Genomic DNA, 14,276 nt, shown 5'->3' with positions numbered 1-14,276 from the left:
ACCCCGCGACCGACACCGTGAGCAGCGCATGACCGCGGCCGACAACAGTCCGGCGGCGATCCTCGCCGCCGAGGCCGAGGCCGAGGCACCCGGCGGACCGGCAGGACCGGTCCGCCCACGGGGCCGCGGCCCCCGGGCACGCGACACCACCGCCTATCTGACGTACGTCGCCGGCAAGATCGGCGGCGCGCTCGTCTCGATGTTCGCCGTGCTCGTCACGAGCTTCTTCCTCTTCCGGCTCATCCCGGGCGACCCGGTGAAACAGATGACCGGCGGGCGGCGCGTGTCGAGCGAGCAACTGGCCGCCATGCGGGCCGAGTTCGGGCTGGACGACCCGGTGTGGAAGCAGTTCACCGATTACTGCGGCAACGTCCTCACCGGGGACTTCGGCACGTCGTACCAGTTCCACACCCCGGTCATGGACAAGATCACCGAGGCGCTCGGGCCGACGCTGTGGCTCACCGGGACGGCGTACGTCCTCTACACGGTGATCGGCATCTGGCTCGGCACGCGCACGGCGTGGCGCAACGGAGGCCTCGGGGACCGCTTCCACACCGGGCTCGCCCTGACGCTGTACTCGGTGCCGTCGTTCTGGCTCGGCCTGCTGCTCATCATCACCTTCTCGGTGGGCGCGGGGCCGCTGCCCGGCCTCTTCCCGACGGGCGGCATGGAGAGCGGCGACGAGACGGGCCTCGCGTACGTCGTGGACGTGGCGCACCACATGATCCTGCCGGTGGTCACGCTCGTCGCCGTCGGATACGCGCAGACGCTGCTCGTCATGCGCTCCTCGCTGCTCGACGAGATGGGCAGCGACTATCTGACGACCGCCCGCGCCAAGGGGCTCAGGGACGACCTGGTGCGCCGCCGCCACGCCGTGCCGAACGCGCTCCTGCCGACGGTCACGCTGATGTTCGTGAACCTGGGCACGGTGGTGGCGGGCGCGATCCTGGTCGAGACCGTCTTCTCCTGGCCGGGGCTCGGCAGCCTCTTCTACCAGGCGCTGAGCGTGCCCGACCTGCCCCTCGTGCAGGGCCTGTTCTTCGTCTTCGCCACCGCGGTGATCCTGATGAACACCGTCGCCGACGTGGTGTATCCGCTGCTCGACCCGAGGGTGGGCCGATGACGACCGAGACGCCTGCCGCACCGCCCCCGGCACCGAACCCGCGGGCGCTCGCCTGGACGCGCAGGCGGCACTCCGCGGCCCGCTTCTGGCGGGAGTACCGCACGCACAAGGCCGGGCTCTTCGGCCTCGCCGTGCTCGTCCTGATCTCGCTCGCCGCGGTCTTCGCGCCGCTGCTCGTGGGCTCGGACGCGGACAGCGTCACCCACGCGCCGGGCGACGCCATGGAGTCCCCGAACGGCGAATTCCCGCTCGGCACCGACCAGTTCGGGCGCGATCTGCTGGCGCTCCTGGTGTACGGGGCGCGGATCTCCCTCACCATCGGGCTGCTGGCCGCCTTCCTGTCCGTGGCGATCGGCACGGTCGTGGGCATCACGGCGGGGCACTACCGCGGCTGGTACGGCACGGTGATGATGCGCGTCACCGACTGGTTCCTCGTGATGCCCACGCTGGTGCTCGCGATCGCCCTCGCCGTCGTGCTGTCCGGCTCCCTGAGCACGATCATCCTGGCCATCGGCGTGACGACCTGGCCGACGACGGCCCGCCTGGTGCGCGCGCAGACCCTCGCGGTCGAGTCCCGCCCGTACATCGAGCGGGCCCGGGCCCTCGGCGGCGGGCACACCCACATCATGCTCCGCCACGTGCTGCCGAACGTGATGCCGCTGGTGCTCGCGCAGACGACCCTCGTCATCTCGGGCGCCATCCTCACCGAGGCCACGCTCGCCTTCCTCGGCCTGGGCGATCCGACCGCGGTCTCCTGGGGCGGTCTCCTCCAGGACGCCCGCGAGGCGGGCGCCGTCAGCGCGGGCGACTGGTGGTACCTGGCGCCGCCCGGCATCGCGATCGCCGTGGTCGCGCTCGCGTTCACGCTGTGCGGGCGGGCCGTGGAGTCCGTGCTCAACCCCCGCCTCGGGGTGTCCCGTTGACCGCCGAACCGGAGGCCGCCGTGACCACCGCCCACACCGCGACCGACGCCCCCGAGGCGTCCGGGCGAGGCGCCGGGCAGCCGCTGCTCGACGTCAGGAACCTCGAAGTGACGTACGCGTCCGGCGCCGCGGCCGTGCGCGGGGTCGACCTGACCGTGGGCGCCGGGCAGAAGCTCGGCGTCGCGGGCGAGTCCGGCTGCGGCAAGTCCACGCTCGCCCTGGCCCTGCTGCGGCTGCTGCCCGCCGGGACCCGGGTGACCGGGGAGGTGCTGCTCGACGGCGAGGACGTGCTCACCATGAAGTGGGGCCGGGTGCGCGCGGTCCGCTGGGCGGGCGCGTCCGTGGTGTTCCAGGGCGCCATGCACTCGCTGAACGCGGTGCACCGCATCGGCGACCAGATCGCCGAGCCGATCCTGCTGCACAAGAAGGCGACCCCGGCGGGCGCCAAGAAGAAGGCCCGGGAGCTGCTGGAGCACGTGGGCCTGCCCGGCGCACGCGCGGACGCCTACCCGCACGAGCTGTCGGGCGGCCAGCGCCAGCGCGTGATGATCGCCATGGCGCTCGCCTGCGACCCGCGCCTGATCATCGCGGACGAGCCGACGACCGCCCTCGACGTGATGATCCAGGCGCAGATCCTGCGCCTGATCGAACAGCTCGTGGCCGAGCAGGACCTCGGCCTGATCATGATCAGCCACGACCTGGCGGTGCTCGCCGACACCTGCGACCGGCTCGCGGTGATGTACGCGGGCCGCGTGGTCGAGGAGGGCCCGGCCCGGGACGTGTACGAGCGGGCGCAGCACCCGTACGGCAAGGCACTCTCGGCGGCGTTCCCGCGCGTCGGGGACCTCGCCTCACGGTTCGCGCCGCGCGGCCTGCCCGGCGACCCGCCGGACCCGTCGGCGCTCCCGGCGGGCTGTACGTTCCATCCGCGCTGCCCGGTGGCCCTCGACTCCTGCGCCACGCAGGACCAGGCGCTGCGCGCGGCGGGCCCGGCCCACCATGCGGCCTGTGTGCACGTGGGCTCCCCCGTCCCCACCCAGCAGGCCCCGGCGGCCGTGGACGGGGCGCCGTGACCGGGCCGCGCACCCCGATCCGCCCGCCCTGGCCCCCGGCCGCGAGGAGACGCGCATGACCATCCACTCCCCCCTCACGCCGCCCGCCCCGCCCGGGGACGCGGCGCCGCTGCTCGCGGCAGAGGGCCTGCACGTCACGTTCCCCGGGCGGCGCGGCGCGGATCCGGCGCGGGCCGTGGACGGCGTGGACCTGCACATCCGGCCGGGTGAGATCGTCGCGCTCGTCGGCGAGTCCGGCTGCGGCAAGACGACGCTGGCGCGCTCGCTGCTCGGCCTGGTGCCGCCCACGTCGGGCCGGGTCACCTTCGGCGGCGAGCCGCTGGGATACCGGTCCCGCGCCCTGAAGGCGTACCGCAAGCGCGTCCAGCTCGTGCTCCAGGACCCGAGCGGCTCGCTCAACCCGCGGCACACGGTGTACGACGCGGTGGCCGAGGGGCTGCGCATCCACAAGTACGCGGGGGACGAGCGGGCGGCCGTCGCGGGGGCCCTGTCACGGGCCGGCCTGCGCCCGCCCGAGCGGTTCTTCCTGCGCTATCCGCACGAGCTGTCCGGCGGCCAGCGCCAGCGCGTCGTCATCGCGGGCGCGCTGGTCCTCGAACCCGAACTCATCGTCGCGGACGAGCCGGTGGCCTCCCTCGACGCGTCCGTACGCGGGGAGATCCTCGCCCTGCTGCTGCGGCTGCGCGAGGAACTCGGCCTCTCCGCGCTCGTGGTGACCCACGACCTGGGCCTCGCCTGGAACATCGCCGACCGCGTGGCCGTGATGTACCTGGGCCGCATCGTGGAGACGGGCGCCGTCGACGAGGTCCTGACGGCGCCTCAGCACCCGTACACGAAGGCCCTGCTGTCGGTCCTGCCGGAAGCCGGCGGCGAGCCCGTGGTCCTCACGGGTGAGCCCCCGGACCCGTCCCGCGTCCCGGCGGGCTGCCGCTTCCACGTCCGCTGCCAGGTCCTCGCCGGCGGCGAGGCGGAGCGGGCGGGGGTGGCCCGGGACTGCCGCACGAAGGACCTGCCGGTCCTGTCGGGCGGCGGCGGTGCCCAAGTGGCCTGCCACTGGGCGACGACGAGCGACCCCATCAGCCCGTCCGGCGATTGAGGACGAGCCCGAAGGGCGATCCGCCTCAGCCCCGGTCGGCCTCATAGCCCTCGACCAGAGCCCGCGCCTGCTTCACATCGTCGCCGATGGCGACCAGCAGCGCGTCGATGGACTCGAACTTGGCCTGGCCCCGCACGAAGGCCAGGAAGTCCACGGCCACGTGCAACCCGTACAGATCGAGGCCCACGCGGTCGATGGCGTAGGCCTCGACCGTGCGCTCCGTGCCGTCGAACTGCGGGTTCGTCCCGACGGAGATCGCCGCGGGCATGGCCTCGCCCTGGGCGTGCAGCCAGCCCGCGTACACGCCGTCGGCGGGGATCGCGGTGTGCGGGAGCGTCTCCACGTTGGCCGTGGGGAAGCCCAGCTCGCGGCCGCGCTGGGCGCCGCGGACGACCACGCCCTCCACGCGGTGCGGGCGGCCGAGGATCTCGCGGGCGCCCGCGAGGTCGCCCTCGGCGACGAGGCGCCGGGTGAGCGTCGACGAGAACGGCTCGCCGCCGCCCGCCTCGCCGCTGACGTACAGGTCGACGACCTCGACCTCGTAGTCGTACGTCTCGCCGAGGTCGGCCAGGACCGCCACGTCGCCCGCGGCGCGGTGTCCGAAGCGGAAGTTGGGACCTTCGACGACGGCCTTGGCGTGCAGCTTGTCGACGAGGACCTTCACCACGAAATCGGCGGGCGACAGCTTCGAGAACTCGGTCGTGAACGGCAGGATGAGGACGGCGTCCACGCCGAGGTCGGCCATCAGCTCGGCGCGCCGGTGGTGCGGGGCGAGCAGCGGCGGGTGGCTGCCCGGGCGCACGACCTCGCTGGGGTGCGGGTCGAAGGTGACGACCACGGCGGGTACGCCCAGCTCGCGCGCGCGGGCCACCGCGCGGCCGATGATGAGCTGGTGCCCGCGGTGCACGCCGTCGTAGGAACCGATGGTGACGACGCTGCGCCCCCAGTCCTGGGGAATGTCCTCCAAGCCACGCCAGCGCTGCACTGTCTTCGCTCCTCGCCGAACCCGTGTACGTCCCGTACGTGTGTACGTTCCCTTGCCGATTGCGCAGGTCTAAGAGTGCCATGCCGACAGGTTGTCGCTCGCATCGGCCGGGGTGGTGGTGCTCACGCCGACTTGGGAAGCTCACGCCGACACGGGGACCGCGTCCGCGAGCCCCTCGACGGTGCGGCGGGCGCTCGGGCCGATGAGGGCCGCCCAGTCCTGCGGGGCGTCCGCCATCCAGCGGGCGAGGCGCGCGGCGAAGCCCGGCGCGCGCCGCGCGAGGTCCACCAGGGCGCGATCGAACCGGGTCGCGCCCTCCGGTGTGCGGCCGAGCAGCAGGCCCGCGCGCTGGACGAGGTGGCGGTCGTGCTCGGCGTCGCCACCGCGCTCACCGACCGCGCGCAGCACGGCCTCGACGACGTCCGGGTCCTCCTCCCGCGCGAGCAGCAGGTCGAGCAGCTCGGCGCGCAGCGGCCGCGAGGCCCGGCCGCCGGGCGCGGCGAGGACCGGCGCGAGGGCCCGGCGCACCTCCACGGCGCCGCTCCGCAGCAGCCCGGTGACCGTCGGGAAAAGCACGGCCCGCACGCCAGGGCCGTGGTCGAGGAGCAGGTCGACGTACCTGGCGACGGCCCCCGCGGACTCCGGGCACTGCTCCGCGTGGTCGCGGACCAGGGCCGCGACGCGGCGCGCCAGGGCGGGCGAGGTGACTCCGGCGAGGTCCCGCAGCAGGTCACCGGCTGCCGGGCCGGGGCCGTGGAGGCGGGCGCGGAAGGCCGCGAGCACCGGCTCGGGGTCGGTCGTGAGGGCGGCGGCGAGCGCGCTCCCGGGCAGCCACGGGTCACCCGCCGCGAACGCCTTCAGGGCGGTCGGCAGATGCCGGGCCCGGGTCTGCGGGTCCCGCACGAGCAGTGCGAGCGCCGCGCCGTGCAGGGAGGCGTCGCCGGGCCGGGCGAGCAGCGCGTAGGCCGCGTGCCGCAGCAGGGTGCGGTCGGCGTCGCCGGTGGCGTGCCGGGCGGTGCGCAGGCCCCAGACCACGGCGGCCACGCGGCGCGCCGCACGGTCGTCGCGCGCCCAGCGGTCGACGGCACGGCACACGGCGGACGGCTCGTCCTCGGCGAGCGCGCCGAGCAGTTCGTCGGCGCGGGTGTGCGCGCAGTCGGCGAGGGCCTCCGTGAGGTCGTCGATGGCGCGGTGCCGGTGGGTGTACAGCAGGGCCTGTGCGGCGGAGGCGACGGTGGCGTCCGGCGTGGCCCGCAGCGGGCTCTCGTCGGTGAACCAGCGCGTCAGGTGGCGCTGGACGGCGCCGGGGTCGGCGGCGAGGTGCTCGGCCACGGCGTCGAGGACGCGCCCGGCCGTGCCGGGCGGGCCGTCGTGGGGCACGACGGCCCGCAGGAGGTCGTAGCGGGTGGCCTGGGGCAGCGGGAGGGTCATCCAGAAGGCCGGGGGGAACCGCCGTCGCGCGGCGAGCGTGCGGAGCACGTCCACGTACGGCCCCGCGTCGGGGACCCTGAGGAGGACCTCGCCCAGGAGGTGCCTGGCCCACCAGGTGGCGTCCCGCGCGCCCTCCGGCTGCTCGGCACCGCGGGAGGCCGCCGCGTCGAGCGCCTCCAGGGCCGCCGCGAGCCGCCCCAGGCAGACCGCCAGCTCCCCCGCCCCTTGCTGCCGCTCCAGGAGCAGCAGGGCCTGGAGCACGGGGCCGATCCGGTGGCGGGGCACCGGCAGGGAGCGGGTGGCCGGGGACGGGCCTTCGGCGTGGCGGTACACCAGGGAGGTCAGGGCGCCCTCCACGTCCAGGTGGGTGCCCTGGAGCCAGTCGGCGACCTCCTCGTGCGCGAAGCGGTACCCGGCGCCCGCGGGGACCAGCAGGCCCTCCGCCAGGACGGCCGAGGCCCAGCCGGTGCAGCCGTCCCGCCCCGGCAGGGCGCCCCACGGGAAGACCTCCTCGAACGCGGCCCGGTCCAGCTCCCCCTGCCCGGGCCCGAGGCAGCGCCGCGCCGCCTCGTGGATCTGGCCCGCGACGCGTGCGGCGAGCCGCCGCACGGCCGTCCCGCGCAGGCCGTTCGCCGCCGCGAGGCGGACGGCGACGCGCAGGCTCATCAGGTCCAGGTGGGCGGCGAGGATCTCCTCCCGCCCCGGCCGTCCCGGTGGCGCGCCGGGCAGCGCGGCCCGCACCTCGGAGAGCAGCCGCAGGGCGAGAGGGTGCCGGGCGTCGGCGGCGGCGAGGGCCTCGTCCGGGATGTCGTACCGCGCGCGGGCGCGGCGGGCCTGGGGCTCCGGCAGGTCTCCGAGCCGTACGCAGCCGGGCAGCGCGTCCCCGAAGGCGCCCGGGGCCGCCGCGCCCAGAGGGTGGGGGCCGCCCTCTCCCCCGGTGTGCAGCAGGGCGGCGGGGAAGTGCTCGCCTGCCTGCTCCCAGTACTCAGCGCGGCAGGCGACGACGAGCCGCGCCCCGGTGTCCCGCAGCCAGCCGGCGGTGCCCGTGCTCCACTCGGCGAGCCGGTGGGCGAGGACGGGCGGCATCTCCTCGGGCCCGTCGAGCAGCAGCAGGAGCGGCCGGCCCGCGTCCCTTACGAGCCGTGCGACACGGCTCGCGGAGACGTCCCCGAGCCCCTCGCCCGCCGGCCGGTCGTCGTCGGAGGCGGCGAGGATGCGGCAGGACCGCTCCAGGGCGCGCGCCACCGCGTCGGCCACGGAGGTGTCGGCGTCGCGCAGGTCGGCGCCGCGCAGCCACAGGGTGGGCGCGGGCGCGCCGCCCCGGGCGCGGCGGGCGGCGAGCGCGGCCAGTTCCGTGGTCCGCCCGGTGCCGGGGTCGCCGACAAGGCCGAGTACCCGCGCGGGGCCCTCGGTGAAGTCGGTGAACTCCCGTGCCGTGTCCGGCCGTTCGACCGGGTCGGGGTCGGGAGGGGCCGGGCCGTCGGAGCCCAGGGACGTGGCGGTCAGCTGGAGGGCGCCCGCGAGGTTCAGATCGGGTCCGTACGCGGGCACGGTGGCCGCGTTGCGGTCGAGGAGCGCGGCGAGGGGGCCCTGCGGGTCGGCGGCGGCGGCCTCTCGCAGTGAGACCGCGAATCCGGCGGCGCGGTGCGGGGCGTGCAGAGCGGTGGCGAGGACGGCGAGCACCGCGCCGGACGCGGCGTCGAGGACGGGCCCGCCCGCGGCTCCGCCGCCGAGCCGCAGGGCGTCGGCGCCGTCCGTGCCGATGGCCAGCTCCATGGCGGCGTCCAGGACGTGGAAGCGGTCCGTGGCCGCGTACGTCACCGCCACGGAGTCCAGGACCCGGGCCTGCCGCCAGCCGCCCGCGGCGATCCGCACGTACGAGCCCACCGGCACGGTGTCGCGCACGGTGACGGGCAGCGGCTTGAGGCCGAGGCCCTCGGTGCGCACCAGCGCGAGGTCGGCTTCGGGAAGGGCCGTCACGGCGTCGGCGGCCACGACGCAGGTGCGCTCGCCGGCCGCGTGCAGGACGATCCGGGCGAGGCCGTCGACGGCCTCGTGGCTGGTGATCACGGTGCCCAGCTCGTCGGCGGCGAACCCGGCGCCGCGCGGGCGCCCCGCCAGGTCGCAGATCCGCACCAGGGACCACTGGGGCGCGCCCCGGTCGTCCTGCTCCTTGGTCGCTCCGCTGCGGCCCCGGGTCCGGTCCCCGCCGCCCCGGGCCCGCGGGCCCCGTCCCGCCATGCGCGCACCTCCCCGCCCGCTCCCGACCCCCGTTCCTCCGACCGTAGGTCGGCGGTGATCAGCGGGACAGAACGCGAGCCGAACGCGCCCCCTTCCGCTCCTGTGGTTCACTCCGAGCGCCTGCCCGTTGGGGTGAAAGGGCGGCCGGGCGTGGATACACCTACCTTGGGGGGGATGTGGAGCGGCGGACGACTGTGCGCCGCTCCACGACAGGGAGGGGCAAGCGCCGCCAGGCCCATCGGACTTGAGCAGCGCTCAAAGCGCCCCCGCGGCGACACGCCCGTGAGCCGAGCCGTCAGACGAACACGGCGAGGCTCTTCGCCTTGCCCCGCGACTCCTCGGCCAGGACCAGGAACTGCCCCTCGGGGTCGAAGACCGCCACGGGCCCCGCACCCGCGTACTCCTCGGGCATCTCGATCCGCACGCCGTTGGTGAGCAGCCGCGCCCGCTTGGCGTCCACGTCCCAGCGCGGGAAGGCGGCCGCCGCCGCGTCCGCGATCGGCATCACGGCCAGCTCCTCCTGGAGCTGGTCGAGGGTCCGCGCCGAGTCCAGCTTGTACGGCCCCACGCGGGTGCGGCGCAGCGCCGTGAGGTGCCCGCCGACGCCGAGGTCGGCGCCGAGGTCCCGGGCGAGCGCGCGGATGTACGTACCGGACGAGCAGACCACCGACACGACCAGGTCGAGCACGGCGGTGCCGTCGTCGGCGACCGCGTCGCGGATGTCGTACACCTGGAAGGACGACACCGTCACCGGCCGGGCCGGGATCTCGAAGTCCTCGCCGTCGCGCGCCCGCTTGTACGAGCGCTTGCCGTCGATCTTGATGGCGCTGACCTTCGACGGCACCTGCATGATGTCGCCGGTGAGCTTGGCGACGGCCGCGTCGATGGCGTCCCGCTTGACGCCGGAGGCGTCCGCGCAGGCCGTGATCTCGCCCTCGGCGTCGTCCGTGACGCTGGACTGGCCGAGCCGGATCGTGCCCAGGTACTCCTTCTCCGTCAGCGCCAGATGGCCGAGGAGCTTGGTGGCGCGCTCGACGCCGAGCACGAGGACGCCCGTCGCCATCGGGTCGAGGGTGCCCGCGTGGCCGACGCGGCGGGTCTTGGCGATGCCCCGCATCTTCGCGACCACGTCGTGCGAAGTGAAGCCGGACGGCTTGTCGACGATGACGAGGCCGTCCGGCGTGGTGGTGGTGCGCTTGGTCATGAGGCGGCGTCGCCGCCCGTCTCCTCGTCCTCACCGGGCTTGCGGTACGGGTCCGCCTCACCGGCGAAATCGGCGCCCGCGGAGGCCTCGCGGACCTTCTCGTCCGAGGCGCGTGCCCGGTCGAGGAGGTCCTCGATGGCGCGCGCGTTGTCGGGCAGCGCGTCCGCCACGAAGGTCAGCGTCGGCGTGAACTTCACGCCCGCCGCGCGCCCGACCTCGGAGCGGAGGACGCCCTTGGCGCTCTCCAGGCCCGCGGCCGCGGCCGCGCGCTCCTCGTCGTCGCCGTAGACCGTGTAGAAGACGGTCGCCTCCCGCAGGTCACCCGTGACCCGGGTGTCCGTGATGGTGACATGCGTGCCGAGCCGCGGGTCCTTGATCCCGCGCTGCAGCTTCTGGGCCACCACCTCTCGGATGAGGTCCGCCAGCCTCTTCGCCCGCGCGTTGTCGGCCACTGCTCCGTCTCCTTCTGTGCTGTGCTCGTCGCTGGTCGTTCAGGTCGTTCAATCGTCGTCACCGTGGAGGCGCCGCCGTACCGAAAGCAGCTCCACTTCGGGCCGGGCGGCGACGAGCCGTTCGCACCGGTCCAGTACCTCGGTGAGGTGCGCCGCGTCCCCGGAGACCAGCGCGAGGCCGATCTCACTCCTGCGGTGCAGCTCTTGGTGGCCTACTTCGGCCGCGCTCACCGCGTACTTCCGCTGGAGTTCCGCCACGATCGGGCGGACGAGGGAGCGTTTCTCCTTCAGCGAATGTACGTCGCCGAGGAGCAGGTCGAAGGACAGAGTCCCCACAAACATGTGTGCCCGGATAACCCGCCGGTGCGGGATCGCGCCCCGCGCGTGGTAGGCAGGGTCACCAGAACCGTACAACGAACGGCGGCCCGGCTCGACGGGATTTCGCCCCCGCCCCAGGGGAACAGCCCCGTTTGAGGACGAGGCGCGGAGCGCCGAAAAGGGGTCGGGGGCCGCCCGGGGCCGAAGCCCCGGAGCAACCCCCGACCCTGCGAGCGCTAGGCCCGCGGCTTCTCGCGCATCTCGTACGTCGCGATGACGTCGTCGACCTTGATGTCGTTGAAGTTGCCGAGGTTGATACCGCCCTCGAACCCTTCGCGGATCTCGGTGACGTCGTCCTTGAAGCGACGCAGGCCCTCGATGTTGAGGTTCTCCGCGATGACCTTGCCATCGCGCAGCAGTCGGGCCTTGGTGTTCCGCTTGACCTCGCCGGAGCGGATGAGCACACCCGCGATGTTGCCCAGCTTGGAGGAGCGGAAGACCTCGCGGATCTCCGCCGTGCCCAGCTCGACCTCTTCGTACTCCGGCTTGAGCATGCCCTTGAGGGCCGCCTCGATCTCCTCGATGGCCTGGTAGATCACCGAGTAGTAGCGGACGTCGACGCCCTCGCGCTCCGCCATCTGCGCGGCACGGCCTGCCGCGCGGACGTTGAAGCCGATGACGATGGCGTCGGAGCCCATGGCCAGGTCGATGTCCGACTCGGTGACCGCACCCACGCCACGGTGCAGGACGCGGATGTCGACCTCCTCGCCGACGTCCAGCTGGAGCAGGGAGGACTCCAGGGCCTCGACGGAACCAGAAGCGTCACCCTTGATGATGAGGTTGAGCTGCTGGATCTCGCCGGCCTTGAGCACCTTGTCCAGGTCCTCGAGCGAGACGCGGCGGACACGCTTGGCGAACGCGGCGTTGCGCTCGCGGGCGGCGCGCTTCTCGGCGATCTGACGGGCCGTACGGTCCTCGTCGACCACCAGGAAGTTGTCGCCCGCGCCCGGGACGTTGGTGAGACCGAGGACGAGGACCGGGGTCGACGGACCCGCCTCTTCCACGTTCTCGCCCTTGTCGTCGAGCATGGCGCGCACGCGGCCGTAGGCGTCACCGGCGACCATCGTGTCGCCGACGCGGAGGGTACCGCGCTGGACGAGGACGGTCGCGACGGCGCCGCGGCCCTTGTCCAGGTGGGCCTCGATCGCGATGCCCTGCGCGTCCTGCTCCGGGTTGGCCCGCAGGTCGAGCGAGGCGTCCGCGGTCAGGACCACGGCCTCGAGCAGGGAGTCGATGTGCAGACCCTGCTTGGCGGAGATGTCGACGAACATCGTGTCGCCGCCGTACTCCTCGGCCACCAGACCGAACTCGGTGAGCTGACCGCGCACCTTGGTCGGGTCGGCGCCCTCGACGTCGATCTTGTTGACCGCGACCACGATCGGCACGTCGGCCGCCTTGGCGTGGTTGAGCGCCTCGATCGTCTGGGGCATCACACCGTCGTTGGCCGCGACCACGAGGATCGCGATGTCGGTGGACTTCGCACCACGGGCACGCATGGCGGTGAACGCCTCGTGACCCGGGGTGTCGATGAAGGTGATCGCGCGCTCTTCGCCGTTGACCTCGGTGGCGACCTGGTAGGCACCGATGTGCTGGGTGATGCCACCGGCCTCGCCCGCGACGACGTTCGTCTTGCGGATGGCGTCGAGCAGGCGGGTCTTACCGTGGTCGACGTGACCCATGACGGTCACGACCGGCGGACGGGACATGAGCGCCTCTTCGCCGCCCTCGTCCTCGCCGAACTCGATGGAGAACGACTCGAGCAGCTCGCGGTCCTCCTCCTCGGGGCTGACGATCTGAACCGTGTAGTTCATCTCGTCGCCGAGGAGCTGCAGCGTCTCGTCGGAGACGGACTGCGTGGCCGTGACCATCTCGCCGAGGTTCATCATCACCGCGACGAGCGACGCCGGGTTGGCGTTGATCTTCTCGGCGAAGTCGGTGAGGGAGGCACCGCGCGACAGGCGAACGGTCTCGCCGTTGCCGCGAGGCAGCATCACGCCGCCGACCGACGGGGCCTGCATGGCCTCGTACTCCTGGCGCCTCTGCCGCTTCGACTTGCGACCGCGACGCGCGGGACCGCCGGGACGGCCGAAGGCGCCCTGCGTGCCACCACGGCCACCGGGACCGCCGGGACGACCGCCGAAGCCGGGACGGCCGCCGAAGCCACCGCCGCCGCCACCGGGACCACCCGGACGACCGCCGCCGCCACCGGGACCACCGGGACGACCGGCGAAGCCGCCGCCGCCACCGGGACCGCCCGGACGACCGGCGAAGCCGGGACGACCGCCGCCGCCACCGCCCGGACGGCCACCGCCGCCGGGACCGCGGCCGCCACCGGGGCCACCGCCGGGACGCGGGCCCGCGGCGGGACGCTGCGGCATCATGCCCGGGTTCGGACGGTTACCACCGGGGCCGCCGCCGGGACGCGGGGCCTGCGGACGGGGCATGCCGCCCGGGGTCGGGCGGGCGCCGCCCTGGCCCTGCGGACGCGGAGCGCCACCGGGGCCGCCCTGGCCCTGCGGGCGCGGGGCGCCGCCGGGACCGCCCTGGCCACCGGGTCCACCGGGGCCGGGACGGGCGCCGCCGGGACGGGGCGCCTGCGGGCGCGCCATGCCGGTGGAGCCGCCGGACGTGAAGGGGTTGTTGCCCGGGCGCGGTCCCGCGGGACGGCCGCCGGGACGGGGTGCGCCACCCTGGCCGCCGGGGCGCGGGGCACCCTGGCGGTCGCCGCCGCGCTGGCCCTGGCCGGGCGCCGGACGGGCGCCGGGCTTCGGGGCACCGGGACGGGCGCCGGGGCGCGGCGCTGCCGGGGCACCGGACGACGCTGCCGGGGCCGGGTTCGGCGACGGCGGCGCGGTGAACTCGGGCGCGGCCGGAGCCGCCGGGGCCGGCTTGGGCGCGGCGGGCGGCTTCGGGCCCGGCGTCGGGCGCGGACCCGGGGCCGCGGGGGCGGCCGGAGCCGCCGGGGCCTGCTTCGCCGGGGTCTCCGCGGCGGCGGGCTTCGGCGCCGCGGGCTTGGGCGCGGCCGGACCCGGACGGGCGGCCTGCGCGGGGGACGGTGCCGCGGGCTTCGCGGCGGACTTGCGCGGGGCGGGCTTACCGGAGCCGTTGCCCTGCTGCAGTGCGTCAGTCAGTTTGCGTACTACGGGCGCCTCGATCGTCGAGGACGCCGAACGTACGAATTCACCGAGTTCTTGGAGCTTGGCCATGACGACCTTGCTCTCCACTCCGAACTCCTTGGCGAGTTCGTATACCCGGACCTTAGCCACTTCGCTCCTTTTAGGTCCGGGTTACCGCCGGACCGTCGCTACTTCATGGGCGTACTCATCGCGTACTCATCGAGTGCTCATCGCAATCTCGACCTACTTCCAAC

At 74.5% G+C, this 14,276-nt stretch carries 10 protein-coding genes; 4 read left to right on the top strand and 6 right to left on the bottom strand.

From position 1 onward, the window contains the following. Nucleotides 1-28 precede the first annotated feature (28 nt). The 4 genes from AC07GB_RS37895 to AC07GB_RS37880 all read left to right on the top strand — a co-directional run bounded on the left by AC07GB_RS37895 (nucleotide 29) and on the right by AC07GB_RS37880 (nucleotide 4,215). A complete protein-coding gene (locus AC07GB_RS37895) occupies nucleotides 29-1,123 on the top strand; it encodes an ABC transporter permease (RefSeq protein WP_478853772.1) in 1,095 nt (364 codons plus the stop codon). Further along, nucleotides 1,120-2,046 (top strand): ABC transporter permease, encoded by a 927-nt coding sequence (locus AC07GB_RS37890; RefSeq protein ID WP_478853770.1) that lies wholly within the window; start codon nucleotides 1,120-1,122, stop codon nucleotides 2,044-2,046. The genes AC07GB_RS37895 and AC07GB_RS37890 overlap by 4 nt, the downstream gene beginning before the upstream one ends. Nucleotides 2,047-2,129: 83 nt before the next feature. Continuing rightward, the gene (locus AC07GB_RS37885) at nucleotides 2,130-3,119 is read left to right on the top strand and encodes an ABC transporter ATP-binding protein (protein WP_478853800.1); all 990 of its coding nucleotides are present in this window, start codon (nucleotides 2,130-2,132) and stop codon (nucleotides 3,117-3,119) included. 55 nt (nucleotides 3,120-3,174) lie between these two features. Continuing rightward, on the top strand, nucleotides 3,175-4,215 hold the full coding sequence (locus tag AC07GB_RS37880) for an ABC transporter ATP-binding protein (protein ID WP_478853768.1): 1,041 nt from the start codon (nucleotides 3,175-3,177) through the stop codon (nucleotides 4,213-4,215). Between the two features lie 25 nt (nucleotides 4,216-4,240). Here AC07GB_RS37880 and AC07GB_RS37875 read toward each other — a convergent pair whose 3' ends face one another. From AC07GB_RS37875 to infB, 6 genes are all read right to left on the bottom strand, one after another. Further along, nucleotides 4,241-5,200, bottom strand: coding sequence for a bifunctional riboflavin kinase/FAD synthetase (locus AC07GB_RS37875; protein ID WP_478853766.1), 960 nt, complete (start codon nucleotides 5,198-5,200; stop codon nucleotides 4,241-4,243). A gap of 141 nt (nucleotides 5,201-5,341) precedes the next feature. Next, nucleotides 5,342-8,872, bottom strand: coding sequence for a serine protease (locus tag AC07GB_RS37870; RefSeq protein WP_478853764.1), 3,531 nt, complete (start codon nucleotides 8,870-8,872; stop codon nucleotides 5,342-5,344). Between the two features lie 295 nt (nucleotides 8,873-9,167). Next, nucleotides 9,168-10,076, bottom strand: coding sequence for a tRNA pseudouridine(55) synthase TruB (gene truB / locus AC07GB_RS37865; RefSeq protein WP_478853762.1), 909 nt, complete (start codon nucleotides 10,074-10,076; stop codon nucleotides 9,168-9,170). Then, complete coding sequence (gene rbfA / locus AC07GB_RS37860; protein ID WP_478853760.1) at nucleotides 10,073-10,528, bottom strand: 30S ribosome-binding factor RbfA; 456 nt, start codon at nucleotides 10,526-10,528, stop codon at nucleotides 10,073-10,075. Before rbfA ends, truB begins: the two co-directional genes overlap by 4 nt. Before the next feature lie 48 nt (nucleotides 10,529-10,576). Further along, a complete protein-coding gene (locus AC07GB_RS37855) occupies nucleotides 10,577-10,870 on the bottom strand; it encodes a DUF503 domain-containing protein (protein WP_478853758.1) in 294 nt (97 codons plus the stop codon). 212 nt (nucleotides 10,871-11,082) lie between these two features. Next, entirely contained in the window at nucleotides 11,083-14,172 is a 3,090-nt protein-coding gene (gene infB, locus AC07GB_RS37850; RefSeq protein WP_478853756.1) for a translation initiation factor IF-2, read from the bottom strand. Between the last annotated feature and the right edge of the window lie 104 nt (nucleotides 14,173-14,276).

It is taken from the genome of Streptomyces sp. NPDC045778, assembly GCF_056431945.1.
The sequence above is the reverse complement of the archived record's forward strand: the minus strand, read 5'-3'. Positions and strand labels throughout refer to the sequence as shown.

Excerpts from the sequence above, each read along its gene's own strand:
- AC07GB_RS37895 (WP_478853772.1), top strand. The coding sequence starts at position 29 with ATGACCGCGGCCGACAACAGTCCGGCGGCGATCCTCGCCGCCGAGGCC.
- AC07GB_RS37890 (WP_478853770.1), top strand. The coding sequence starts at position 1,120 with ATGACGACCGAGACGCCTGCCGCACCGCCCCCGGCACCGAACCCGCGG.
- AC07GB_RS37880 (WP_478853768.1), top strand. The coding sequence starts at position 3,175 with ATGACCATCCACTCCCCCCTCACGCCGCCCGCCCCGCCCGGGGACGCG.
- AC07GB_RS37870 (WP_478853764.1), bottom strand. The coding sequence starts at position 8,872 with ATGGCGGGACGGGGCCCGCGGGCCCGGGGCGGCGGGGACCGGACCCGG.
- truB (WP_478853762.1), bottom strand. The coding sequence starts at position 10,076 with ATGACCAAGCGCACCACCACCACGCCGGACGGCCTCGTCATCGTCGAC.
- AC07GB_RS37855 (WP_478853758.1), bottom strand. The coding sequence starts at position 10,870 with ATGTTTGTGGGGACTCTGTCCTTCGACCTGCTCCTCGGCGACGTACAT.